Below are 25097 nucleotides of genomic sequence, written 5' to 3'. Positions count from 1 at the left end.
CTCCTAACCTAACATCATGACCAATTGATCAGCAGGGGCGGCAACCCGATTGTTTGCAAGATCGATTAGCCATTCCCTCAACTTCGTCTTCTCCAATGTTGAGAACGATTGAAGAAGCTCTTGAATTTGCTCCATGTGAAGCTCGGATGTCTTACCGATGTAAATCTTCGGATACACCTGCTTCTCATTGATTTCATCCGGGTTCAACAGCTCTTCGAACAATTTCTCGCCTGGCCTTATACCCGTATATTCAATGCCGATATCCTCAACCGAATTGCCTGACAGCAGAATGAGGTTTTTGGCCAAATCGACGATTTTAACCGGCTCCCCCATATCGAGCACGAATATTTCCCCGCCTCTTGCCAGCGCCCCAGCCTGAATGACCAATCTCGAAGCCTCCGGAATGGTCATGAAGTATCGGATCATATCCGGATGCGTCACTTTGACCGGACCGCCCTGTTCAATTTGCTTCTTGAACAGCGGGATTACGCTCCCGCGGCTCCCCAGCACATTGCCGAATCGCACGGCGACGAACTTGGTCGAGCTCTTCTGGTCCATATCCTGGATGATCATTTCCGCCAGCCGTTTGGTCGCTCCCATTACGCTGGTCGGATTGACGGCCTTATCAGAAGAAATCATCACGAAGATGCCGACACCCGACCGGCCGGCCGCTTGGGCAACGTTCATCGTACCGATCACATTATTCTTGACCGCTTCTTCCGGGTTTCGTTCCATTAGCGGCACATGCTTATGCGCAGCAGCATGATAGACAACATCGGGCTTATACGTGTTCATGACCGACATCATTTTGTCCGGATCCTGCAGATCGGCAATTTCAGTGACAAAGTTTATGTTGGAACCGCCATAACGCTCTTTCATTTCCATCTCAATGGAATAAATGCTGTTCTCGCCATGACCCAGCAAAATAATCGTCTCCGGATTAAATTGCGCCGCTTGCCTGCAAATTTCCGATCCAATCGAGCCTCCTGCGCCAGTAACCAATACAACCTTGCCCGTTATATTTTCGGAAATACCCGCAACATCAAGGTCAACCGGCTCACGGCCAAGGAGATCCTCCACTTGAACATCGCGAACTTCATTCACCGATACCTTCCCCAGCACGATATCTTCGATCATGGGAAGAATTTGCGTCTTTGCGTCTGTCTTGGCGCATTCCTGATAGATGGCGTGCAGCGCTTTGCGCTTTAAGGAAGGGATGGCGATGATGATATTGCTTATATCCAGCTCCTTGGTCGCTTTCTCAATCATATGTAAGCCGCCGACGACGGGGAGCCCCATAATATCCAGATCCTTCTTCTTCACGTTGTCATCGATGAAGGCAACCGGCTGGAGCTCGACATCATTGTTATGAAGCAGCTGCCTGGCGATCATCGTACCAGCCGCGCCCGCGCCGATAATCAAAGTCCGCTTCTTGTTTTGCTTCTCTTTTATGTATGTATCCTTATAGATGCGTAGGCAAAAGCGCGAGCCGCCAATTGCGATCATATGCAGCATCCAAGTAATGGCAAGGAGTCTGAAATAAATGTCGTTATTCATCAGCTGCTGTATGATGGCCGCCGTTATTATGGACAGTGTTACGCATTTCAAAATAATAATCAGTTCGCCGATGCTTGCGTATTCCCAAGCCTTCTTGTACAGGTTATAGCGAAGGGAAAACAGATGATGGCTGAGAACTAACGTTAACGAGCTAATAACAAGGGATGTGTTAGCGACATCTAAACTGATGCTTAACAAGAACCGTCCAAAAAATATGGCACTGATGATAATGACCGAATCCGTGAACATGGACAAGGACAGCCTTTGAAAATATGTCATGGACCCTTCCCCCTCCCAAACTAATTGATTACCGCGCTTATTGTTGTTTACTTCGTTTTTTACCGGCGTGATCGTTCGTTGACAAGAACGATCCATGCAGATAAAAAACCAAATAAAGCAAGGGCATCAAACCCCACCTCACATCACACTTCCGACGACGCAGCGTCTAAGGTCTCATCCAACCCACAGCATGACCGAGTGCCTCCATCGATAACGGCAAGGAGACATCGCCAAAGTTTTAAACTGTTCTTTATAACGAACGTCGGGACATAGTTAAAATTGATTCATGATAATACCCATCATTTTGGCGCCGGAGAACGCCAATGTTTCCTTGGCTGCTGCCGCTGCCGCGTTCTTCGTTCTATTGTTGCGGACAACCATAATGACACCATCGCAATAATGAGCCAGCAACTTCACTTCCGACGCATGCAGAACAGGAGGCGCATCGATAATCATCATGTCATAATGCTCCTTCCCGGAGTCAAGGATCTCTTTCATGGAGCGAGGCTGAAGCAGTTCACTGATATGATCCATGGACGTGCCGCTGGCGAGGACATCCAATTTGCCGATATCCGTCGCGTGCACCGTATCCAGCAGCTCTGCCCTTCCGGTGAGCACATTAGTTAACCCGACGTGCTCCGATAGATTGAACATGGCACTAAGATCGGCTTTCTTAACATGAGCGTCGATAATAAGGATTCGTTTGCCTTGCTGAGCCATCGACACTGCCAGGTTCATCGCCGTTAGCGTCTTGCCTTCCTTGTAGCCCGGAGACGTGACCATGATCAGCCGAAGCGGTTCGTCCATCGGCAGCAGCTCAATATTGGTCCGAATGCTGCGGTATTGCTCGGATGAGGCCGACTCCGGGTCGATATAACTAATCAGTCCCTTGCTCAAGAAAGCATTATCCAGCTTTTGTTTCTTATGAGCCAACCGTTTCACCCCTAACCGAAATGCCGGACGTTAGCTGCTTCGCTTTCTTCGTTAACGGCTTTGCCTTAATTCTTGTTACGGTTCCTAGAATGGGGACTCCTGCCAAGTCCTTTGCCCTATGCTCCAATCTGATCGTATCATCCAGAGAGTTACGAAGAAGAGCCGCGCCAATCCCAAACACAAGGCCGATCATAATACTCAGAATATTATTCCGTATTTGATTCTGCGGATTGATCGGCTCCTGAGATCCGCTGCCATTGGCATCCGACAGAACTGTAATGCCGGTAAAATTCAACAGCTCCCTGGCAGCTTGCTTCAACTGTTCTACCGTTTCATTGGCAATTGCAGCGGCAACCCTTGGATCGGGATCAACAACGGAGACCAGAGCCACCTGCGTGCCATCCACATTGCTGGTGAAAACTTGATTCCTGAGCCCATTGACCGACCGGTTAAGCTTCAGCTCGCCGGACACCTTCTCCAGTACGATCGGTTCCTTTAACAATACCCGTATCGTATTGAAAGTATCGGTGTCCGAATGAACGATCATTCTTGCGGATACCTGATAGAGCGGCACAGCAGGACGAGAGCTGTATAACACGCCCGCTGTTGCGATTACTACCGTAACGATAAGAATGGTTAACCATCGTTGCTTTAGGACTAGAAGCCATTCCTTAATATTGATTTCTTTCGCTGTGTGCAGATTATTCATATGAATCTCCCGTTTCCTGACGTTTCCTGAATCAATCTTCCGTTTCTTATAACGAACTACAAGGAAATTATAGTTCATTATAACGAACGTGTCAACAAGGTTTACCGTTATTGAGATCGCACTCGTTCGCTTAAACGAATAAAATCTTCCTTGCTCATCCCGTCCTCGATTGCCTTATTCAGCAATGCAAGCCATTCTTGATCGAATATTTCTTCTCTCGGTGCTTCTTGATCGTTCAGCAGGTATTGAACCTTCGTTTCAAGCGGCACGGAAATTTTGGATAGCATCTGCAGCGAAGGATTGTTCTGCAGCTTTCGTTCAATATGACTCAAATAAGATTTGGAAACGCCGGCTAGGTCCGCCAGCTCGGTGAGGGTAAGGCCCTTCTTCTCCCTTAGCTCTTTAATTCGATCTCCAATCATAGACTTCTCCTTCATAGGGTTGATTATTATCAAAGTCTCTGCGCGCGCCAAGCAGCTTTCGGAATAACCCTCTTTGTTCGAGCGCCAGCTGCTTGTAGTCGCCATTCTGCACAATCCGCCCCTGATCCAGTACAATGACTTGATCGGCATTACGAATGGTCGAGAAGCGGTGAGCGATAACAAGAATCGTCGTTTTTCCTCTTAATTGGTCCAGCACTTCCTGAATTTTCGTCTCATTCTCCGTATCTAGCGCACTAGTCGCTTCATCCAGAACGAGAATGGACGGTTTTCTCAGTAGTGCACGCCCGAGAACCAGCCTTTGACGCTCGCCGCCCGATATTTTGATTCCACGGTCGCCGATCAGCGTATCCAATCTTTGCGGAAGCTGCCTGATGAAGCTTGCAGCTGCCGATAACTCAAGTGCCTCCCAGATTCGTTCATCGGTAGCGTCCGGTTCAACGAGCAGCAGATTATCCCGGATACTTCCATGAAATAGGAAAGGATCCTGCGGTACATAGCTGATGGAATGTCTGAACTGCTTCAGCTTTTCTCCCGTTAAAGGCTTGCCATCGATGAGAACTTCGCCTTCTTCAGGTTGAATAAGCCCCATAATCAAGTCGATTAACGTGCTCTTGCCTGCGCCGGATCGTCCTACAATGGCCGTCATTTGATTAACCGGGATCTGTAGACTGACGTTCTCAAGCGCATACCCGGACTCTTCGGAACGGTAACGGAAATAGACGTTTCTGCATCCGATCCCCTGCTTCATTCGAAGCGGTTCCGTCCTGCGAAGGTCTTGTATTTCCGCCAGCGCACTTTGATGCTCAGCTTCCTCATTACTATGCTTCTGAAGCTCGTATAGCGAACGGAATGCTGGAATAAATGATGATACTTGTTCAAAATTCGCCTGAATATTAATGAATCTCGGCCATAACCGAGAAAAAATGACAATAATGACGATCATCTGCTCTGGTCTCGATTGAAAGAATATGACCGAAGTATAGATGAAGGCAGCGATTAATACCGCGGATGATATTTTGTACAGAAGCTGTGAAGCCGTTCTTATTCTCGTAAACTCCCTCTGTTCCTGCCGGAGTTTGCCCGACAGCATCTGGACCCATTTCATCCGAGAATGCTCTAATCGATTGCTCTTCACTTCCTTGATTCCGTTGAAGAGATCCGTAATTCCCGCCATATATTGCTGCGAAAGTTCAACGGTTACCCGGCCGAGGGCCATCGACCTCTTGGAGAACCTTCGCGAGAAGAGCGCCAGCAGGACGCCGCTGATTACGACTAAGAGTGTAATCGGTGCGGATATCCACAGCGCAAGCCCGATTTGTATAACCGTAAAGATAATGGAGGTCGTCGTCTGCATGCATAGATGAACGCCCGTATTGACCCGTGACATCTCTGCCGTTAACGTATTAATAATATCCGACTTTCTTCGGTTCAGATAGAACTCCCACTTGGCCGACAACAGCTCCCGGTAGCTCCGGAGTCTGAGCTCATGGATAAAGCTTTGATGAATATCCACATTCTGCATATTTAACTTTCTTTGCATGATGAATTGAGTGACTGAGATGACCAGATAGGCTCCCAGAACAAGGATTAAACCGGTTGATACCGGGAACTCGCGCAGGAAGGATAGCGCCTCGTCCATAGAGGGAATGCTGACATTACCATCCACGATTCCACTTATGCTCAGCATCGGAATAAGAAGAAGAATTCCAATCCCATCCAATAAACTGCTTACGACCATGCCGGCAAGATTGAAGTAGAGCCTCCTGCCTGAGAATGAGGTAAGCTGCTTCACGTAATGCAGCACAATATTCATTGCAATCCTCCTACGACACAAGCAGATCCAGCATTTCTTATATCATTCGTAACCGCGATAGCTTATCTATTGCTTGGTCACTAAGCCTTCCTCCAGCAGCTGCTCCAGGAAAGCAATCACTTGCTCCTCGCACTCCGCTTGTTCAACCGCATATTTCGTCATCAAATCCGCTACCAGCTGATGAACCGTAATCGGCGATTGAATTCCGCTCCAGATCGATCCGCCAACATCGCCCAGATTGTAATATTTGCCGATTTCCACGCTAAGCATGACGGTTTCGCCATCCATGTCGCTTACAATGTGTCCGGGCTGTTGAACAATGACGTCGTCAAGTTGAATTTGTCTGTTCTTAATCATTGGTTGTATTCTCCTTTCCAATCGCTGTTAATAGGATGGACGATAGCTGATGCGCCGTAAATTGCTGCAATGGCCTGCTGAGCTGGTAGATGTCAACCTTGCCTGCAAAGCTCGCCGTCGTATGCAGATGCCACTGCATTAAACCGCTGTCTGCGAGCAGAAAGTTACGGTACGTATGGCGATATAATAGCTGCAAGCGTTCCAGTCGTTCAATCCCTCTGAGACGGGCTTGCCCGGATTCTGTCTTCACAAGCTCGAAAATCCCCGCTAACGGAAGAGCTTCTTGAGCGAATTGAGACCGGACCGGTATCGCATATTTGGTTTCCCGGTCGTACAATGGACGGTATTCACTCGTTTCCATTCCGAAGGCATGCATACTTTCCTGCCACAGCTTCTGCTGCGGGTAAGCCGGTATCACATACGGTACATGGTCATCACCCAACGTAACGGCGATGACATCATCGCTTAGCAGCTGGAAGCCTCTCTGCAGCAATGCCGATGCGAGCGTCGATTTTCCGTTCCCGGAACTCCCGATGATCGCATACGCCTTGCCATCGATGGCTACCGCGCTTCCGTGCAAAGGAAGAATTCTTCTTTGCAGCAGCAGCGACCCCATACAGCTGCCCAGGATGAAGAGGCGGATTCGATCCCCGCTTGCGCCTTCCTTAGGTGTTACATCGATCGTTTTGCCTCCATGAATAGAAAAGATGGCCGTATCCGCAACCTCGAACATGACCCGATTCTCCGTTACGACAAGCTTCTGGGGCGAGACAAGCCTGGACCATTCATCTGTCAAATCGGTCGTTCGAATAACAATGTCAACACCTGTCCCGTCATTCCCGCTAAGCTGCAATTCCGGCAAAGGAATGTCACTTTGAATATGATAGCCGAATGCTTTGTATACCGTCTTGCTAACCGTATCAAGCATATTTCTCACTCCAACCAAGATCAGATAATCACAAGAATAGACGGAAAGGAAATGCCCTTATACCGTACTCCTGCATATAAGGGCAATACTAACCGTCTAATCCCTAGCTCTCTATGATGCCGGTATTTTAGCTCTCGAAGTGAATGACTTCCGTTGGATCCGGTTGATCGGCATCCGGAATGATTTCTCCGGGACCGGCCATTGTCATGCTGACGCTAAGTACTTCCAGATTTGGTTTTTTCCACTCCTGCTTCATAGATTCACCCCCCCTCAGAAGTTTTTTTGCAGAAATCGATAGATAATCAAACTGCGCATAAGAATTTTAATTTGGGGATTATAGGCCGTTTCGGGCTTGGGCCCCTGCTCAACCAATGCAAGTCCGTTTTGGATCACTGGCATATGAATGATTTGCTGCATTTGCGTATCCTGGCTCATACGCCGCAGCTCGTCAACGAATGCCGGCCAAGCCGGAATCATCCGATGGATCAAATCAGCTGCCTGGATTCCCCTAACACGCTGGTTCAATCGAACCTGATCAGGCAGGTAACCTTCTGTCGACCTTCTGATTAACGACCGATCCACGCCATTCTGAACGAACTGCTCCATGGGAAGCGACAGACAATATCGGATCACCCGCAAATCATTGGTCGGATCATGACCTCTCACGGAATAGCGCAAAGATAATTTGGCACCTCTAGCCCCTGAAATACTCCATACATGGAGGCGTTCAAAATGTTCTTTTCTGGCTTCCATTGGATCGGAAGGCAGATCGGCTGTCGTTCCAATTCCCGTGAACTTACGGTCGTGAAGCCTATCATAAATTCCGGTCTGCATTGCAAATTCCGGATTAACCAATTGCGGAAACTCATAAGGTTCACTTACAGGTCTCCAGCGGTTTAATATAGGGAACGCCTTACGGCTGACAACTCGATAAATACGGTCTTTGTCTACGCCGATATTCGCGCTGTACTTGTTAACTTCCCGCATAAGTCGAAACCACTTCATGCCTCTCATTAGGGTCATATAATAATCCAATGCAGGTCCCCAAGAGATGCCATAATTCCCGCGCTGTCCATTCAGCAGGATGCCGATCTCCTCCTGCTGCGCTCTCTCATAGATGCCTTTCAGCCAGAAGGAGTTCTCGAAGGACTTGTAGGGCGTCTCCATGATATCAAGCCAGTCATCCATCTCCGAGAAAGGACTTCGGTCCCCAAAGCTCAAATAGTTGGGCTGAATATTCCCGACATGCTGCACGGTCGCTTGGATGTTGGGTCTTTCATTCGCCATCTTATATTTGGGTGTCCAATCTACAAAATCATCAACAGGGACATAGCTGTACGTATGCAGAACGCGATTTTCCTTCTGCAGAGCCTTGGCCGCAAAGCTGGCAACAGAGCCTGAATCCAATCCTCCGCTCAAATAAGCACCCACTTGGCGGTTCGTACGCAGCCGCGATGTTACTGCGCGCTGAAAGACATCCCTAAATGCCTCTTCATAGTCCGTATTTGATTTCAGCTTAAGCGGTGATACATTCGCAAAAGTATTATATCGGGTCACCTTCACTCCACTAGAAGATATTGTTATGTAATGAGCGGGCGGAAGATGTTCGATTTCTTTATAGACCGTAACTCCGCAATTCGGCGGTTCAAACATGCCGGTAATGGCAATATATTCGGCCAGCCATTCCTCATTCAGTCTCTTCTCTACATAAGGCAAGGAGAAGAGCGGATTCATGACCGTACAGAACGCTAGCTGCTCATTATTCCGGTAGTAGTACAGCGTCCGAGCGCCGGAGAAGTCACGGGCGCCAAATAGCTGCTGACGGCTTTCATCCCAGATCATAAAGGCAAAATCTCCGACCAGGTATTTAGGCGATTCTTCTCCCCACTTCTGGTATGCGAGCAAAATAAGCTCGCTATCCGACATCCCTTGTCTGCGGCTGTGCTCCACCTGCAGCTTTTCGAATAATTCATCCCGGTTATCGATGATCGCGTCTGCCGTAATGGCAAGACGCCTGTTAGGGTCATAATAAGGCAGCTGCTCATGAATCGATTCATTCGTAATCCACTGGGCATGGCAACCTAGAAACACCCCGTCCTTATGCCACGTATCCACACGGTTAGCCGGGAAGCGCTGCAGGGCATCCATCAAGCGGCCCCCATGCTCGACAACGATTGGATCTCCGTTGAAATGGTAAATTCCCGCAATTGCACTCATCCATGTAATCCCCCGTGTCTTCTGAACAAATAGATCATTTTGTTCTTAATAACGAACGCAAACTTAGTCTAACAGTCATTCTTTCCGTTGTCAACGACATTTTTAACCTTAATAAAGAACAAAGACACCGTCATTCCGGTGTCTTCATGTTCTTTATTGCAGTGTATTCTTCGCTGCGACATCGTTCTTCTTTAATTCTAGTTTAGCCTTCTTCAAGCTATTATTGGTCACCGTGTATGGAGGCGCTCCGACTCCTGCATAAATTGTCGAAATACCGATGGCCGCAATATTAGTCGTAATCTGATTGCCGCTAATGGCAGCCGCTAATATGTCATGGCGTTCTGTACGCTTCCAATAGTCGTTAAGCTTGATCATGGGAACAGTCAATTGTGTGAGATTATTAGCGGTAATGCTATTGTTTTGCAGGTCGACTTTTTTTGCAGCCTGCACCGAAATAGCCGGCGAATTTCCCGTGATCTCGAACGTACTATCCTTTACGGTAAAATTACTAGCTTTATTATCCAGATACAGTCCCGTTAAATCTGATTTGATTTTGCAGCCGTTAAATACATAATTGCCGGCACTTGTGGCTACTAATTCCCTCTTATTCCCTTGTGCCGACTCGAAGACGCAATTGTTATAGGTCCCCCTCGGCAAACCAGCTCCACTATGACCAAGCAGCTGCAGGTTGTCGAAGATGCTTCCATCCTCAACGCCGCCAACTATCGTGTTCAGCTTCGTTTCGCCATGAATCGTCACGTTTGACAATCGTACGGGCTTCTTCCATACACTTACTGCACTTTCCTGTTTTTTATTGTTATACATCGTAATATCGGTAGCTGTAACTCCAAACGGAGTACTGCTTGATATAGCTAATATGGAGTCTGTAAATGTCATCTTTTCAATTTTGACATTCGGTCCTTCGAAAAAAGTGTATGAATCATTCATACGGTTATCAATGAAGGTCACATCATGGTAAGCCACGATCCTCGTTCCATCAAAATGATTATTCCTTACTACAGCACCTGTGAACGGGGGGCTAACAGCTAAACCAATTACCCCTTTCGAGGCGAAATGATTCCCTTCGACAATGGCATTCCAACCATCATATAAGATGAGATCATAAGCGGCGTTATTATAGAACTCATTGTCTTTGATTTTAATGTTCGTATTACGGTGCCCGTTCTCACCGAATCCACCTTCAATATCGATACCAGATTGAGGGGCTATACCTTTCATATCATGAAAGACGTTATTCAGAATTTGTACTTGATCTCCTCCGCCAATCGTAATTCCCTGACGACGGTTAAAGGCAAATTCTGAATCTTTCACTACGATGTTTTTTGATACCGTTTTGTTCCAAACCTCTACGTAAGTTCCAGCAGTAACTGTTTTTTTGAATACAAGATGGAACTTTGCTGCACCTGTAGGAATCTGAAGGATTTTCTGTACCGATGCATTTTTAATACTAGTCAAAAACGTGTTATCACTCTTATAAAAATAAATATCAAATGTTCTAGGCAGATTGATATTATTGGTTACTTCAAATGTCTGCTCATTAAGAAAGATTGGATTCGTAAAAGGAATTGGAACCTTCGTTCGAATCGAATTCTTGTCCACATTTCGTTTGCCGGCCGCATCAAAGGAACCAGATTCAAAATGCGATGCATAGATATCTTTGACCAGCGTTCCTTTTCCACCGATTACCATTCCATCGCCAGTGAAGTATTCTGCCTTAATTCCCTCGACGGATAAATTCTCAGCACCCTCTGTCATTATCCCATATCCGCTCTCATGAGTACCCGCCGTATACTTATTGTCTTTCTTGGAATAGTCATGCGTATTCTTGTCGCCCCGATAAATCCCACCCTGCAGTTTGACATTCGTTATACCGTATCCTATGTATAACGTCTCGTATCTTTCTTTCCCATTCTTTTCTTTCTGAATGACCGTTTTATCATCCAGCTTGAAGGTCATATTGCTGACCATGTTGATCCGGCTGTTCTTATCGATCAGATAGGTACCCGTAGGCAGGGTCGTCGTTGTGAACCCTTGTGAGCTTGCCCATACAAGCGCATTGTTGATTCCACGCGTTGTTTCTGCTGCTTTTGTACCATCCTTAGTGATGCCCCACCGGGCCAAATCGACAACATAAGTCTTTCTATACGTACTTGTACTTGCAATTGCACTCACAGCTGCTTCAGCTCCATTAAGCTCGGAGATTCCTACAGGTGCTTCCGCATTTGATGTGCTAGTAGCGATTGGCAGAACCAATGTGCCTGCCAGCAGCCATTTCCATAATCGATTCATTTTACCCTCCTGCAACCATTTTTTGTCTTCTAGTATACCTAACAATATATTCTTTTAATATCATAAACTTACAATTTGCAACAAAATAGGACTTTATCCTGATACAATCCGTATAGACAGTAAGCACTTCTCGGTCCCGCTACCTATAAAAGGACTGTCCGCCCGAGCAAAGCTCGACTAACGGACAGCCCTTCGTCAGGAAAGATGATCTTTATTCCACAATCGCAAGAAATACGAATAAACCGTAACACGCTCATAAGCGGTTACTTTCCCTTATGCATGCACACCTTCCCGGTTACGCACCCCATCGTCGATTCTCAACTGCCCATGAACTGAACAACGTGATCAGCCTCAAACTCCATATGGCTGTCCCGCTTCTCGAATTCCATATGGCTGTCCCGCTTCTCGCCCTGCCACAAGAACGACCGTATTTCTTCAACGGATAACCCCTGCTTGCGGGCCATCGATATTAATTCCTGCCATTCAGGGTCTAATGCACGCACTACTCCGATTGAGTTTTCCATTCGCTCGCAGCCTCCATAAGTGGGGGTGGGTGCACCACTCGCTCCATATGTTCAAGGTGCCCAGATTCAGAACATATTTCGTAGCTTCCCGTTTTGTATCATTTCATAGTCATATTATACAGTTTGTATCATAGCAAAATTTGTCACATTCTGCGCAACACGCAAATTATTTTTTATATCGAACAACCGGACACAAAAAAACGCCTCTCTAAGCAGAGGCGCTTCTCATCCATCGAACGGTTTATTCTTGCGTTTTCTTCCATCGCTGAAACTCCAGAAACTCCTTGAATTGACTCTTGCTGATGCCCGATGCCATCGCATCCAGCACAAGCTGCTGCCATTCCGAATCCAACTCCTGGTCGGCAGCGTTGTCAAACAGCAGCGCATTGGGCGATATATTCAGCGTAGCAGCAATCTTCTCGATAAATTGAATGGAGGGGTTGCTTTGAATGCCCCTCTCGACATTGCTTAAATAGGATTTCGCGACTTCAGCGGATTCCGCTAACTCGGAAAGAGATTTTCCTTTGCTTAAGCGAATTCGCTTAATACGTTCCCCGATCGTCTCCGTCATCTGATCTCGCCCTTCGCGTATGGTTCTATTCTTCATTATACCAAAGATTGATGCTGCGTAAAAACCAACCTACCATAATCTTCGTAACGAAAAATAAAATACAGCCCGTAGGCCTTGGTGGCTTACGGGCTGCTCCGACTCTGCTTGAATCTCTTTAACACGACCCTTCTAATTCTACTTGCTTCGTCCGCCGGCTTGCAGCACTCGCTTGTAGCTTTCGTAGTATATCGGGTCGACTTGCTGCGGGCTCACGTAGTGATTAAAGCTGAAGCAAGTGATGTTGCTGATGAACGGCGCCACCAGCTCCATGCATTCGTACACTGGCGCAAATTCTACGGGAGCGAACTTTCCGTTCACGGTACGGAAGGTTTCCGTATCGCTCCACAGTGCTACTGGCCGGTCCAGCCGCTCAAGCGCTTCCTTGGTGGCCGAGAACCATGCCGGCAAGTGTTCCGGCAGCGAGTGAGCCGCTCCAACCCCATCCTGCAGATTCACAATGTCGATTGGGCTGTGGGTCAAAATATACGTCCACATCGTCCCCCACTGCTTCGGTGTTTGACCGGCCCCATCCACGAAGAACGGAGCAACCATGATCGGTTTATCCGGTGTAAGAGACTTCATGACGCCGCCAACCTTCCGGTAAAAAGCAATGGATTGATCCCAATCGCTCACTTCCGGTTGGTTCACGTTGTCGGGCTCGAAGCTTAAATACCATCCGGTAAAAGAAGCATAGTGTCCGTACTTGCTCCACAGATCGCGTGCCAATGCGCTGGCAAGATCCGCCTCATGATCCAACCATGCCGGGTCGCTCGTATATTTGCCGAACCAATCATGGTTCAGATGCAAGCCGACATAGATCTCGAATCCGTATCGGCCGCCGCGCTTCAGCGCCTCCTCAACAACATCCGCCTTCATCTGATGCTTGAATCCCGGAAGAGAAGTCGGATACGCGGCGGTAAAATGCTGACTGTCCGCCGACCACTGCAAAATAAGCTGATGCATGCCGATCTCTTTCATGTACCGAAATTCATCATCCCACTGCTTCTCCGACCAATTTCCGCCCAGATAGGGCTGCAGGAACGTTCCCGAAAGGGATAAAGGGGGAATCAATGCCATCGCGAGCTCTCCTCCGTCGATTACACGTTTAGAATCATGCCGTCATAAGCAACCAGAATTTGTTCCGGATCAAAAATATTCGTCAGGTCATTGTACAGCAGACCGATATTGTGGGAGAAATGAGTAGCGATGACCGTTGCATCCTTCGCAAGCACACCTTTATCCCGCAGCCTATTGCGTATGCCAATCACCGCTTCAATATTCAGGTGGCCGCCGGTAAACGGCAAATTGCCGTTCGTGCAGTCCAAGATGACCGCATCCAAGGTTGTCTGCTCCAGCCAAGCCCAAGTCTCTTCCGGCAGAAGGCCCGTATCATGGCCATAAAATAACCGCTTCCCGTCCTTTTCTATGAAGAACAGCAGGCAGGTTTCGTCCGGGTCATGATTAGCAGGCAGCGCCGTCACCTTGGCCGTACCGGTATCGACCGTTTGGAACGGAACGATCCGGCTGAGCCGGATTCTCGACGCATCCGGTCTGCCGAACGCCTCCCGGCATTTGCGCACCGCGGCGTCATGGCCGTAAATACGCAGCGGATGATCCAGCCCGTGAGCGTAGACCGGCAGCCGCATGGCCAGATCCTCGGCCCGAAGGTGATCCAGATGGGTGTGGGTAATAAACAGATCCTCGACAAGCCCGAGATCGATTCCGTCTCGCAGCACATGATGAAGCGTATCCGGCGGAAAGTCCACCTTCAAGATATCGTCAATAATGACCGAGCTCCGGGTCCGAATATCTCTCCCGCCCGCTTGGCGTGCCTTCATGCAGTGCTCGCAGCGGCAGAACATGGCAGGAAATCCTTCCGCCGCGGCCGTTCCTAGAAAATGCAGCTTCACCCTTTCTCCTCCTTCGCGGACATTCAAGCCATCCTTGATTAAAGCCGTCAGTTGATACAACAACCCGCTGGCCAGGCAGAATGATCTTCCGATCGCTGTTGTTCCCGGATTTCTTTGAATCAACGAGAACAGGTTGAAATCCGGTAACAAAGGCGACCGCTGACGCTTCTCCAGAATCATTCTTCCTGCTCCGCTCGTCTTCTTTCGTTCCAACTTTCTTAGAATCACCACCGCTTCATGTCTACTCTCGCATGTGCGGTATCGACACAGGAAGGCAGCCGCACCGAAGCCCAGCCGCCTTCCACCATTTATTATCCCAGAAGCTGCTTTCAGCCTCAGGTCACTCGCAAGCTTTAACTATTCGTGCTTACATAGGTACCTTTCACAAATCTATAGGTCATGTCATAAATCGCTCTCTTCGCCGGATCCTCGTTATACGCCGCGGCTGCAAGCAGCTTCACATCCTGGTAATACCCCCGGAACACGTCGCCCGCAAATCCGTATTCCACCCCGCCATTCAAGTAATTGAGGTATTTGCCGCGGAATGCCCCGTCCTCCCCGAACACCCGGTAATCGACTTCCATTTCCAAGCCCATGCCGGCCTTAGCGGCCATATCGGCCGTGACTTGAATCCGGTCTGCACCCGTTTCCGTGAAGAAGTGGTTCGGCTGCAGGACAGCCGCATCGAAGCCGAGCTCCTTCCACTTCCCATAATTCTCGGCGTTGAAGTAAGGAATCCAGAAAAACTTCAGGCCTGCATCATGGATAAGGTCTCTCGTCCATCCGATCAGCTCTTCTTCCTGCGGCACGGATTGGTGAACCGCCTCGTTCATCCAATACAGAGCGGAGAGCTCCAGACGAGGCAGATCGGCTTCGTCCCAGCGCTTCAGCAATTGGCCGACGTACCACTTCAAGGCCAATTGCTTATTGCGGTGCGCCTCTTCGGGAGCAACCCGCCGGTAGTCGAAGCTGAGCGGACCGCTTCCCGCAAGCTCGCCGAACTCGTGCTGGCTGGGATCGGGATACGGGATCATAATGACGACCTTCATCTTGTAGCCAGGATCGTTCAGCTGTACGGCAACGTCCTCGACGGCTTTGTTCAATTCCGCCAGGTCTCCGGCTTCGCCGAACGTTTTGTCCAAGTACCACCGCCAGTCCTCCAGGTTGTTCGAGCGTTCGTCCCCAACGGGGTACCCTTCATACCCGCGGAACGCGAAGGACCACTTGGCCAGAAACAGCGCTCCGTCGAAAAACCATTCCCGAGGCCGTCCGCTTTCATCGACATAGCTAATATAGGGTACAAAATCGTCTTTCTTCCATATGCCGGCATGACTTTCATAATGGCCATTATAAAAAAGCATCAGGTTGCGTATCCCGGCGGTATGCTCCCCAGGCCGCAAATAACGACTTTCTTGGCTATATTCCACCCTGGCACCTCCTATTACGACTCCAGCATCTTTGCCTGGATATTGGTTACGAAGCGCTTGACAATCTCCTGCGGTCTCGTAATGGCCGTACCGACCACAACCGCATGTGCGCCCATCTGATAGCAGCGGAGACATTCCTCGAGCGACCAGATCCGACCTTCCGCAAAAACAGGCACGCGCGCTAGCGCGGCTAGCTTTCCGACCAGCTCATAGTCGGGCGTGGCGATTTGCGGACTATGGGGCGTATAGCCCGACATCGTTGTCGACACGACATCGGCCCCCAGCTCCATCGCCATCACCCCTTCCTCGAAGGTCGATATATCGGCCATAATCAGCGTCTGCGGGAAGCTCTTCCGTATTTCCGCGATCAGCTGCTCCAGCTTTTCATTCCGGGGTCTGGACATGAAGGTGCTGTCGATCGCCACCATATCCGCCCCCGCCGATACGACGTCGCTGACCTCGCGAATCGTTGGCGTAATGTAGACGTCGCTGTCAGGGTAATGCTTCTTGTACAGCCCGATGACCGGCAGGGAGCATTTGTCCTTGATCGCCGAAATATCCGCCGGGCTGTTCGCCCGTATTCCCGCCGCACCGCCTTCCTCCGCGGCCCGTGCCATAGCCGCCATGATCGATGCGCCATGCAGCGGCTCGTTCTCCAATGCCTGACAGGATACGATGAATCCATTCTTTAAGCGCGCGATGACATCGTCCATGGGTCAACCCACCAGCCCCGTACGCTCCACACTCTCGACAAAATACCTTTGTGCGAATAAGTAAAGTATGAAGATCGGTAAGATGCCCATCAGTGTTCCCGTATTCAAATATAACGAGGTATGGGAGATGCCTCCGACATACTCCGGCCGTATGGCGCCCGGCAGAAGATCGAGCATCCGGGACAACAGCGTCGTATTCGGCGCGAAAATATTGACGAAATAACTGTCATTCCACTGCCAGATGAAAGAGAACAGCATGACCGTCGCGATGGCCGGAACCGCATTGGGCAGCATGACTCTCCAGAACGTCTTCAGAATGCCCGCACCGTCCACATAGGCGGCCTCTTCCAAGTCCTTCGGAAGCGACCGGAAAAACTGGCGGAAGATGAAGATGTAGAGCCCGTTCTTGAGCCCCATCGCCAGCGCGGACGAAATGAAGAACGGCCAGAAGCTTTCCAGCAAATTCACCCCTGGCTCGCCTGTAAACAACCCGTACAGGCCAAACACGTCGAAGAACCGGTAATGCAGGTAGGTCGGCACCATAATCGTCTGCGGCGGAACGACGATCGTGAAGATTACGACTCCGAACAGAATGCCGCTGCCGCGGAATTTTAATCTGGCGAAGCCGTAACCGGCCAGCGCGCATGAGATCAATTGAAGGACGGAGGTCGTCAAGCTTAAGAAGAAGGTATTCGTTACCGCCTCGGTGTAATTCAGGTAGCCGAAGATGAGCTTGATATTGTCCAATGTGAAATTCCGCGGCAGCCACACGACCGTCGAATCGAACATATCTTGCTTATCCCGGAACGCAAGGGAGACCTTCGTTATGATCGGGTACAGAATAATAAAGCAGATCCCGATCAAGAGAATGGCACGGATAATAATCCACAGCCAATGCTTCACCTTATCGACGGGATTATAGCTTTCATACCACCTCGTGACCGCTTGCAGTGCAGCGGAAGCAGAAATGCGGCCGTTTGTCTTAAGAGATGCTTTCATTTCTTCTCCCCCTTAGTCATAGTAGAACACCCGTTTCGAGATCAGATACGTGGAGATGACCAGAATGATCGATATGACTAAAAAGTAAACCCAGGACATCGCCGCACTGACGCCGAAATTCAAGTTGACGAAGGCCGTGTCTTGAATCATCTGCGTAACGCTGTTGTTATAGAACGAATCGATGATGGAATAGATCACATTCGTTAAGATGAGCGGTGAAATCATCGGAAACGTGATTTTCCAGAAGGCTTCGTATCCCGTCGCTCCTTCAATCTTGGCCGCTTCATACAGCGATGGCGAAATCGACTGCAAGCCTGCCAGGAAGATGAGGATTTGCACGCCCGACGAACTAATAATTTGATAGATGCGGTCTACCGCGCCAGTTAAATAGAAGACAATATCTCTGCTGAGCCCCGCTTCGAATAGAAGCGGCTCCAGCTCGATGCTCCGCAAGCCGGAATAGTTGCTCTCCACATCCGTAGACGCGGCGCCCATCAAGGTGGCCAAGAAATTGCCGCTGTCCAGCTTCGCTATAACTCCGGATGCCAGCACGACCGGCAGGAAGATGATCGCGCGGGCCAGCATCCTCCCTCTGAATTTCTGAGAAAGCAGCGTAGCCGTGAATAGACTGAAGAAAATAATGAGCGGCACGTTCAGCGCCATCGTCGTCACGGCGTTCGTCAGATTGCGCACATACCAGGCATCTACAAAGAAAATATGGTGAAAGTTATCCAGACCGATAAATTTCAAGGAATAGCCTTCCGGCGTAAGCGTTAGCTTGCTGAAGCTGAATTGCAGCGATTGAAGAAACGGAACGGCCATCAGTAAGATCAAGCCAAGCAGCCAGGGGGTTACGAACAACACGCCAAACAACGCTTTTTTACGCTCTAAACTTATCGCTCGTCTCTTAGCCATGTTTATCCCCCCTCAACGATATAATCAAGTGCCTTAATCGTGACGCCGTTAATAGATACATCTTCGTTACCGTAGTTGACCGAGATCTTCGTACCGTTCTCATAGGTCGTTTGATACACCCGTTCGGATAATTTCTCATGCTGAACGATCGCTTGATTCCGGACGTTCTTCAGGACGCCGTTGACTTCTTCGTAAGCTTGAACCGCATCATCCATCCAGTTCTTATAGTAAGTCGAGTACAGATAGTTGTACGTGGTCTCTTTAAGCACCGCCGGATCTTCATAAATCCAGCTGAAGTAGACGTTAGCGCCCGTTTCAAGCGAGCGGAGCATGTTTACGCGAATGTTCTGGTCGTCCGTAAGATTGTAAGGCGACCCTGCATAATCCACAAAGCCGTGCAGCACCATCTGGTTGAACGGAACCGATTCGCCGGCGAGCTGATATTCATTGCTCTTCTCGGGTACGCGGATAACATGAGACGCATAAGGAAGCGTATAGGCATTGCCGCCTGCCACCATAATATCCGGCACCTCTTCATGAATGCGCTCCACCTGCTCCGTTACGATCTGCTTCGCTCCTTCCCGGGTTACTTCCACCTTGCGGCGGAAATCGGAATAGAGTTCGGAGCCCATATCGCGTAAAGAGATCGAGCCCGGATTCAGCTTCTTGTAATCGGACATAAATCCGTCGATCTCCGCCTTCAGCTTGTTCGGAGACAGCAGATAATACATCAGCTTGTCGCTTCTGAAGTACGCCGCGCGGTCAAACTCGTAAATTTTGGCATACCGGCGTGAAATATACTGCGCAGCGTCTTTGTTAGGACTGAAGCCGCTGGAATTCTGATAGACCTGAAGGAACGCCGCATCCGGATAGAAGCCGCCGCCGCTTTGGCTGAGCTTATCCCCCAGCTGCTTCCATTCCTTCTTCGTTCCGATGACGCCTTCCATATCGATATCGGAAGGGAATTCATGGCGGAGCCCGTTGTTAAACCACCCCATGTAATTCAGGCGAATGTTCGCAATTTGTTTGGCATTCAGCTGATCGACAAGGTCGGTTGCCTGCTGAAGGCTCGTTAGCGGAACGAGGGATTCATACGGGAAGCCGAGCAGATTCTTCTTCTTCGGAATGGAACCGGCAAGCTCAAGATAGAATGGCGTATCTCCGCCTTCCTTCATCTTGACCATGCCTTTGGTATTCTCCAAGTAAGAACGGTAAGCTTCCGCCATGCCGGAATAATTGGCCTGCTCGCCGTTCATGAAGGCATATCGGATCTGAAGCTTGCCGCGGTACGTGTTCTTTGGCGTTTTATACATAATCTCGTTATTGCTAAGACGGACTTCGTCTTTAGGCAATATAATGAATTGGCTGAAGACGGTATTGAACTCATGCTGTCTTCCCGCAATATCCGCGGACAGCCAAGCCAGTCCGTCCCCTTCTTCAATAATCGCAAGGAACGCTGCTTCATTCTTCTTCATGCCGAATACAGGCAGACGATTGGATTCCAGCGTATTGTACTTTTCGATGACGTATTTCGCCTTGTCTTCCCCGTATACCGGCATCATAATCGGCTGAGACAGCTTCTTGCCGTTATTCAATGAAATCAGCGTTCCCGAGCCGTCCGGCAAGAAGATATAGCCTTCATCCTGTTTGCCGGCAGCCCCGAAGTTCTCCAGCACGTTCAGGGTATGGATCCGATAGGGAGGCGTATCTTCCGTAATCGAGCTCGTATCGACGGAGACCACTAGATCCGCTCCGCTTAGCGTATACCGGATAGAAGCCGAAAATTTGGGATTCGCGGCATCCTCTTCCGATGCCTCGCCGCCGCCTTCGCCGTTATCAATCGACAAATCCTCTTCGGTATATTCGACTTTCTCGAATAGAGCCAGCAGCTTTTTCAATACGGCCTTCGGAATTTCCCGACGTTCATAGACGTTCTGCTCTTCAATGAACTTATACCGCACCTTCAGCTGTTCCTGATCGGCCGGATCCTCCAGGCGCTTCAGCAATCGCTCCTCGAACCTTTCCTTGCTGACAACCTTCGGGATCGATTCAATGCCCTTCTCCGGGTTGCCGAACCGGTACGTGACGGTTACATCCTTGTCCGTGGGCTTAATATCGAACTGATTATACTTGATGCTGTTGTTGTAGCTGTCATAGTCCTTGTTCTGCCCGTTCTTCGTTAAGTAGATGAACGAGATTTGGGAAGACAGCTTCCCTTTCAAATAAGGCGTAGCCAGCTTATCCTCGGAGCTGTCCGGATTCGAACGCCAAATTTGCCCGCTTTGTTTATCCAAGACGGCAATCTCCGTCGTCGCCTTGCTGATGTATAGACGGAGCGAATCGTTCTCCAATACCGGATCCAGTCCGTCAATACGCGGCTCCACCTGCGCGGAGGGATCCAGCGCCTTCAAGCTTGGATCCGGCTTCTCGTTATCCGCCTTGCCCGAAGGCAGTGCCGATGCGGGTTGGTCTGCCCCCTCATTTCCCGACGAGCAAGCCGATACAGCCAGCATAATAATCATCAGGGATAATACCGCCAAATACCTGAAGCCTCGATTTTTCACGACATTATCCCTCCCCAATTCTGAATATAGCTTCTTTGTACACCGTTGTTCCGAACGAGAGCATCTGTTGAACGAGGCTGAAGAACAGCAGGCCAAGGAAGATCATAATTCCGATTACAATTATGGTTAATATCATGGTCACGATCGTTTTGGAGACACTGTATTGATGAACGGTAAGCATACCGACCAGCAGCAATCCGAAGAACCATAGGAATCCAATGGACTCCAATAATTGGTAGAAGGAGCCTTCCTGGATTGTAATGATGTTCGACAGCAGAATTAACGGAATTTGCATCAGAATGAGCGGTATGAGCGCATAGGCCGTCGCAATGACAATTTCCTTGAATTTGCCTTCGCCATCCATCAAAGTGGTGAGCGACCAGTTGGCAATGCAATACATGAAGAATGGCAGTACGATAAACTTGATTTCGTCGATCATATTCACGCTGTCCGGATCGTTAATGGCAGGGTTGAATATGAATCCCGTATATTGCCGCTTTAATAGGTACAGCAGCGATAACACGAGCAGAAGCAGAAGCGCGAACCATACCCGGCCCTTCTTCTCAAATTTCAGCTCCCAGAATCCGTTGAACGGGTGGAAGATGGTGTACCATGCTATGCCGACTACCCCGGGCTCGGTTTCTTTCCGCTTAATAAAGACCCTCGCCAGGAAAAGCATCGCCGCGACTGCAATAACGCCTACCATGATTTTGCCGAAGTGCTCCCACATGAATTCCTTCCGGTAGCGCTCGAATGCCCGGGAATAATACTCGCGATGCATGCCAAGCTCGAAGTTCTGCATGGCCTCGTAATTGTTCCCCTGTCTGAGCTCGGCCTTCCCGATCCCCAGGTAAGCAAGCTCCAGGTTGTTGTTCAAGCTCAGCGCTTCATGCCACTTCTCGACCGACTTCTCTTCCTGGCCGGTATCGTTCAGAATAACGGCATCCCGGACCGCGCTTCCGTACCGGGTCGGCTCGAAGAAAACAAGCTGATTTAGCCCCTTGTCCAGAACGACCATCTTGTCGCCAAGCATATCGATATCGTTCGGCGTCTTGAACGTCCCGACCTGTTCGCCGAGCAGTCCGTAAATATACATCAGCTTGCCTTCCCGGTCATAGGTGAATATGCGGCCGCGCGTCGTATCCAGAATGCTGTAAATCCCGTTCCGGTCAATCGCTACGCTCGCGATGGCGGATGTACCCGGTCTTAGCCCGCCTATCCTAAACCTTACATCACCTTTGGGAGGATGGTAACCCGTCCGCTTGAGAACATCGTCTCCCGACGGGTTCAGACGCTTGACCGGCGCATCGCTGAACGCTTCTCTGGTCGTTGCGTAGATGAACCCTTCGCTGTCGATATCGACGTTGTTGAATTCGACCGGAATGAACAACATCATCTTTGACCGCTGTTCATCCGTGCTGAATTTCTTCCAGAACACTTCTACCGCGTTGTATCGCACCTTATTGACGCCCATGAATCCTGTAAATTTGCCACCGGAATCGAACTGCATGATTCCGTTGAAGACCCCTTTGCCGACCACATACAGCCGGCCGGCGGAATCCCCGACGAGCTTGATGGGCTCATACACGAAGCCGCTGCCCAGCACATCGCTCTCCGGGGCTCCGATAACGCGTACTAAATCTCCTTCTTTGGTCAGCTCGACCACACGCTTATTGCCCGTGTCCGCAACGAACAGATGACCGTTCGTATGAACGTAAATCCCTTGCGGAGCCGCAAACTTATCTTCTTTGCCACTGTTTGTAAAGGTGCTGATGATCTGCGTTACATTGGCATTCTCGTCCAGACGGACGATCCGGCTGTTACCCGTATCGACAACGTATATTTCCTTGTCCGATGTAATGAAGATATCCTCCGGCGAATTGAACGCACCGGACGACAGCTGGTCGCCTACCACCTGCTTAACAGGCAAATACGGAACGGGCGCCGGATCGGGCTCTCCCCACCATGAATAGTTGTATCCATCGTATGGGGCGGCGGACGCCGGAACTGCGATGCCAACCATGACCAACAAAAGTGGGAAAAGCAGCAGAACTCTTCGTAATCGATTCACCGTGGCTTCCCCTTTCCCCTCAATCTTTCATGCCGGAGGTTGACATGGTTTGGATGATGCTGCTCTGCGACAGAATAAAGATGAAAATCGGCACCGTCAGCATCAGCAGCGTTGCCGCCATCGAAGGTCCGGTCCGTATAATGCCGCCCTGCAATATTTGACCGAGCGCATAGTCGATCGTCTTCATCTGCTCGCTATAAATGTACATAGCGCCGGCTGCGCCTCCAGCACCCCATAACCCCTGGAACGAGAAGATAATGAGCGTCAGCCATGCTGGTTTTACCACCGGCATGACAATCGTCCAGAAAATGCGGAACTCGCCGCATCCGTCGATTTCGGCGGCCTCCAGCAAGGCGTCCGGTATTTGCTCCATATATTGCTTCATTAAATAGATGCCAAGCGAGGAACCGATCGCCGGTATGATGACCGCCCAATGCGTATCAAGAAAACCGAGCCAGGACATCGTCATATAGTTCGTAATCTGCGTTACCGTCGCGGAGAACATGAGCGACAATACGACGATCGTAAACAGGGTGGCTTTCCCCGGAAAATGGCGCTTGGCAAGCGGGTACGCCGCCATCGATGCAATGATGACATGGCCGGCCGTGCCGACGATCGCGATAAAGAAGGTGTTGTACAAATATCGCGTCACCGGAACCCAGGAGCCCGCCAGCAGATGGTACAAGTCGGAGAAATTGGTCATGGTCGGATTCCGGACCAGGAAATCCGGCGGAAATTTCAATATTTCATTGATCGGCTTGAACGCGTTGCTGATGACGAAGACCAGCGGCAGCGCCATGAAGTATCCAACCAGGGCGAGCAGCGCGAACAGCATGACATCGCCCTTCCAGGAGCGGCTTATTCTCTTTTTTGGCAGCCTGATTTGAATCACGGTCATTCACCGACCTTCGCAAGCAGTTTTCGGACGATAAGATTGGATCCCAGCATCATGGCGAACAATACGGTCGCGATGGCCGACGCATACCCCATCTCGAAGCGGATGGAGCCGTAATCCATCAAGTGCGTGACGATCGTATGTCCCGCATATTTAACGCTCGGAAAACCGGCCAAGGCCGTAGCCACTTCCGCAACGGCGAAGGAAGCCGTGATCTGTATGACCGCCCCGAACATCAGCATCGGCCTCATCGAAGGCAGCGTAATGAACCAGAGCTCCTGCCAGCGGTTGCGGATGCCATCGATGGCCCCGGCCTCAAGCAGCGTTTTATCCATGCTCTGCAGCCCCGCGATGAAGGCGAGGAAGCTGGTTCCTAGGCTAAGCCACAGCTGAACGATGATAATGATCGGCATAATATACTTCGGTGTCTGGAGCCACAGAATGGGCTCCGAATTCAGATGCCACTTGATCAGGAAGGCGTTAATGTAACCGTAGGAATCGCTGCTGAACAAGAGCGTCCAGACGATGTACGCACTGCCGGATAAAGCCGGCGCATAGAAGACTAATGTAGCAATCGCTCTTATTTTGGGCGGGAATTCATTGATGATCCACGCCAGCACGAAGCATGCGATATAACTGACGGGACCTGTGATGGCTGCGAATATGAGCGTGTTCTTAAGGGCGATGAGAAATACGTCATCGCGTACGAACAATTGCGCATAATTCCGCCATCCGACCCATTTCGGAAATTCCAGCATATTAAAGTTCGTGAAGCTGACAAGAAGCGATAAACAGACGGGAAGAACGGTAAACGTGAAGAATATGAGGAAGTACGGCGCGATCATCGCATAGATGACTTTTTTCCGCTTCATTTCCTTCAGCGTAGCGTTCAATCGAAGCTTCGGCTTACCGCTCCCAAGCGC

22 protein-coding genes and 1 riboswitch are annotated in these 25097 nt (G+C 49.8%); all 22 genes read right to left on the bottom strand.

Annotated elements, in window-relative coordinates:
* Nucleotides 1-3: 3 nt before the first annotated feature.
* Nucleotides 4-1836, bottom strand: coding sequence for a polysaccharide biosynthesis protein (locus tag L1F29_RS06810; protein WP_258387582.1), 1833 nt, complete (start codon nt 1834-1836; stop codon nt 4-6).
* 273 nt (nt 1837-2109) lie between these two features.
* On the bottom strand, nt 2110-2769 hold the full coding sequence (locus L1F29_RS06805) for a CpsD/CapB family tyrosine-protein kinase (protein ID WP_258387581.1): 660 nt from the start codon (nt 2767-2769) through the stop codon (nt 2110-2112).
* Entirely contained in the window at nt 2759-3478 is a 720-nt protein-coding gene (locus L1F29_RS06800; RefSeq protein WP_258387580.1) for a YveK family protein, read from the bottom strand. Before L1F29_RS06800 ends, L1F29_RS06805 begins: the two co-directional genes overlap by 11 nt.
* A gap of 107 nt (nt 3479-3585) precedes the next feature.
* A complete protein-coding gene (locus tag L1F29_RS06795) occupies nt 3586-3900 on the bottom strand; it encodes a helix-turn-helix domain-containing protein (protein WP_258387579.1) in 315 nt (104 codons plus the stop codon).
* A complete protein-coding gene (locus L1F29_RS06790) occupies nt 3881-5734 on the bottom strand; it encodes an ABC transporter ATP-binding protein (RefSeq protein WP_258387578.1) in 1854 nt (617 codons plus the stop codon). The genes L1F29_RS06795 and L1F29_RS06790 overlap by 20 nt, the downstream gene beginning before the upstream one ends.
* A 66-nt stretch (nt 5735-5800) precedes the next feature.
* Nucleotides 5801-6091: a lasso peptide biosynthesis PqqD family chaperone gene (locus L1F29_RS06785; RefSeq protein ID WP_258387577.1), complete on the bottom strand. Its 291-nt coding sequence runs from the start codon at nt 6089-6091 to the stop codon at nt 5801-5803.
* Entirely contained in the window at nt 6084-7019 is a 936-nt protein-coding gene (locus tag L1F29_RS06780) for an HPr kinase/phosphorylase (RefSeq protein WP_258387576.1), read from the bottom strand. Before L1F29_RS06780 ends, L1F29_RS06785 begins: the two co-directional genes overlap by 8 nt.
* Nucleotides 7020-7146: 127 nt before the next feature.
* A complete protein-coding gene (locus tag L1F29_RS06775) occupies nt 7147-7275 on the bottom strand; it encodes a paeninodin family lasso peptide (RefSeq protein WP_258387575.1) in 129 nt (42 codons plus the stop codon).
* A 14-nt stretch (nt 7276-7289) separates the two neighbouring features.
* A complete protein-coding gene (locus L1F29_RS06770; protein ID WP_258387574.1) occupies nt 7290-9236 on the bottom strand; it encodes an asparagine synthase-related protein in 1947 nt (648 codons plus the stop codon).
* Between the two features lie 153 nt (nt 9237-9389).
* Entirely contained in the window at nt 9390-11546 is a 2157-nt protein-coding gene (locus tag L1F29_RS06765; RefSeq protein WP_258387573.1) for a right-handed parallel beta-helix repeat-containing protein, read from the bottom strand.
* A gap of 317 nt (nt 11547-11863) precedes the next feature.
* The gene (locus tag L1F29_RS06760) at nt 11864-12070 is read right to left on the bottom strand and encodes an anti-repressor SinI family protein (RefSeq protein WP_258387572.1); all 207 of its coding nucleotides are present in this window, start codon (nt 12068-12070) and stop codon (nt 11864-11866) included.
* 14 nt (nt 12071-12084) lie between these two features.
* A riboswitch (cyclic di-GMP riboswitch) is annotated at nt 12085-12168 on the bottom strand.
* 143 nt (nt 12169-12311) lie between these two features.
* Nucleotides 12312-12641, bottom strand: a complete 330-nt coding sequence (locus L1F29_RS06755) for a helix-turn-helix domain-containing protein (RefSeq protein WP_258387571.1) — start codon at nt 12639-12641, stop codon at nt 12312-12314.
* Between the two features lie 174 nt (nt 12642-12815).
* Nucleotides 12816-13757, bottom strand: coding sequence for a DUF4434 domain-containing protein (locus L1F29_RS06750; protein ID WP_258387570.1), 942 nt, complete (start codon nt 13755-13757; stop codon nt 12816-12818).
* Nucleotides 13758-13777: 20 nt separating this feature from the next.
* Complete coding sequence (locus L1F29_RS06745; protein ID WP_258387569.1) at nt 13778-14803, bottom strand: MBL fold metallo-hydrolase; 1026 nt, start codon at nt 14801-14803, stop codon at nt 13778-13780.
* A 140-nt stretch (nt 14804-14943) separates the two neighbouring features.
* Nucleotides 14944-16017 (bottom strand): DUF4855 domain-containing protein, encoded by a 1074-nt coding sequence (locus tag L1F29_RS06740; protein WP_258387568.1) that lies wholly within the window; start codon nt 16015-16017, stop codon nt 14944-14946.
* Between the two features lie 14 nt (nt 16018-16031).
* On the bottom strand, nt 16032-16730 hold the full coding sequence (locus tag L1F29_RS06735) for an N-acetylmannosamine-6-phosphate 2-epimerase (RefSeq protein WP_258387567.1): 699 nt from the start codon (nt 16728-16730) through the stop codon (nt 16032-16034).
* A 3-nt stretch (nt 16731-16733) separates the two neighbouring features.
* Nucleotides 16734-17729, bottom strand: coding sequence for a carbohydrate ABC transporter permease (locus L1F29_RS06730; protein ID WP_258387566.1), 996 nt, complete (start codon nt 17727-17729; stop codon nt 16734-16736).
* Nucleotides 17730-17741: 12 nt separating this feature from the next.
* On the bottom strand, nt 17742-18644 hold the full coding sequence (locus L1F29_RS06725; RefSeq protein WP_258387565.1) for a carbohydrate ABC transporter permease: 903 nt from the start codon (nt 18642-18644) through the stop codon (nt 17742-17744).
* Between the two features lie 2 nt (nt 18645-18646).
* Nucleotides 18647-21208 carry a DUF5696 domain-containing protein gene (locus tag L1F29_RS06720; protein ID WP_258387564.1) on the bottom strand — a complete coding sequence of 854 codons (2562 nt, stop codon included), beginning with the start codon at nt 21206-21208 and terminating at the stop codon, nt 18647-18649.
* A gap of 4 nt (nt 21209-21212) precedes the next feature.
* Entirely contained in the window at nt 21213-23279 is a 2067-nt protein-coding gene (locus tag L1F29_RS06715) for a YIP1 family protein (protein WP_258387563.1), read from the bottom strand.
* Between the two features lie 19 nt (nt 23280-23298).
* The gene (locus L1F29_RS06710) at nt 23299-24177 is read right to left on the bottom strand and encodes a carbohydrate ABC transporter permease (RefSeq protein WP_258387562.1); all 879 of its coding nucleotides are present in this window, start codon (nt 24175-24177) and stop codon (nt 23299-23301) included.
* Entirely contained in the window at nt 24174-25046 is an 873-nt protein-coding gene (locus L1F29_RS06705; protein ID WP_258389629.1) for a carbohydrate ABC transporter permease, read from the bottom strand. Before L1F29_RS06705 ends, L1F29_RS06710 begins: the two co-directional genes overlap by 4 nt.
* Nucleotides 25047-25097: the final 51 nt, after the last annotated feature.

Origin of the sequence: Paenibacillus spongiae (genome assembly GCF_024734895.1) — a bacterium.
Classification (GTDB): Bacteria; Bacillota; Bacilli; order Paenibacillales; family Paenibacillaceae; genus Paenibacillus_Z; species Paenibacillus_Z spongiae.
Note: the sequence above shows the minus strand (reverse complement) of the source record. Positions and strands in the feature narration are given on the sequence as shown.

What these genes read in the sequence shown, in the direction of transcription:
- L1F29_RS06705 (WP_258389629.1), bottom strand. Translation starts at nt 25,046, where the DNA reads ATGAAGCGGAAAAAAGTCATCTATGCGATGATCGCGCCGTACTTCCTC.
- L1F29_RS06790 (WP_258387578.1), bottom strand. Translation starts at nt 5,734, where the DNA reads ATGAATATTGTGCTGCATTACGTGAAGCAGCTTACCTCATTCTCAGGC.
- L1F29_RS06760 (WP_258387572.1), bottom strand. Translation starts at nt 12,070, where the DNA reads ATGGAAAACTCAATCGGAGTAGTGCGTGCATTAGACCCTGAATGGCAG.
- L1F29_RS06755 (WP_258387571.1), bottom strand. Translation starts at nt 12,641, where the DNA reads ATGACGGAGACGATCGGGGAACGTATTAAGCGAATTCGCTTAAGCAAA.
- L1F29_RS06770 (WP_258387574.1), bottom strand. Translation starts at nt 9,236, where the DNA reads ATGAGTGCAATTGCGGGAATTTACCATTTCAACGGAGATCCAATCGTT.
- L1F29_RS06750 (WP_258387570.1), bottom strand. Translation starts at nt 13,757, where the DNA reads ATGGCATTGATTCCCCCTTTATCCCTTTCGGGAACGTTCCTGCAGCCC.
- L1F29_RS06800 (WP_258387580.1), bottom strand. Translation starts at nt 3,478, where the DNA reads ATGAATAATCTGCACACAGCGAAAGAAATCAATATTAAGGAATGGCTT.
- L1F29_RS06780 (WP_258387576.1), bottom strand. Translation starts at nt 7,019, where the DNA reads ATGCTTGATACGGTTAGCAAGACGGTATACAAAGCATTCGGCTATCAT.
- L1F29_RS06710 (WP_258387562.1), bottom strand. Translation starts at nt 24,177, where the DNA reads ATGACCGTGATTCAAATCAGGCTGCCAAAAAAGAGAATAAGCCGCTCC.
- L1F29_RS06785 (WP_258387577.1), bottom strand. Translation starts at nt 6,091, where the DNA reads ATGATTAAGAACAGACAAATTCAACTTGACGACGTCATTGTTCAACAG.
- L1F29_RS06730 (WP_258387566.1), bottom strand. Translation starts at nt 17,729, where the DNA reads ATGAAAGCATCTCTTAAGACAAACGGCCGCATTTCTGCTTCCGCTGCA.
- L1F29_RS06725 (WP_258387565.1), bottom strand. Translation starts at nt 18,644, where the DNA reads ATGGCTAAGAGACGAGCGATAAGTTTAGAGCGTAAAAAAGCGTTGTTT.
- L1F29_RS06810 (WP_258387582.1), bottom strand. Translation starts at nt 1,836, where the DNA reads ATGACATATTTTCAAAGGCTGTCCTTGTCCATGTTCACGGATTCGGTC.
- L1F29_RS06795 (WP_258387579.1), bottom strand. Translation starts at nt 3,900, where the DNA reads ATGATTGGAGATCGAATTAAAGAGCTAAGGGAGAAGAAGGGCCTTACC.
- L1F29_RS06775 (WP_258387575.1), bottom strand. Translation starts at nt 7,275, where the DNA reads ATGAAGCAGGAGTGGAAAAAACCAAATCTGGAAGTACTTAGCGTCAGC.
- L1F29_RS06735 (WP_258387567.1), bottom strand. Translation starts at nt 16,730, where the DNA reads ATGGACGATGTCATCGCGCGCTTAAAGAATGGATTCATCGTATCCTGT.
- L1F29_RS06765 (WP_258387573.1), bottom strand. Translation starts at nt 11,546, where the DNA reads ATGAATCGATTATGGAAATGGCTGCTGGCAGGCACATTGGTTCTGCCA.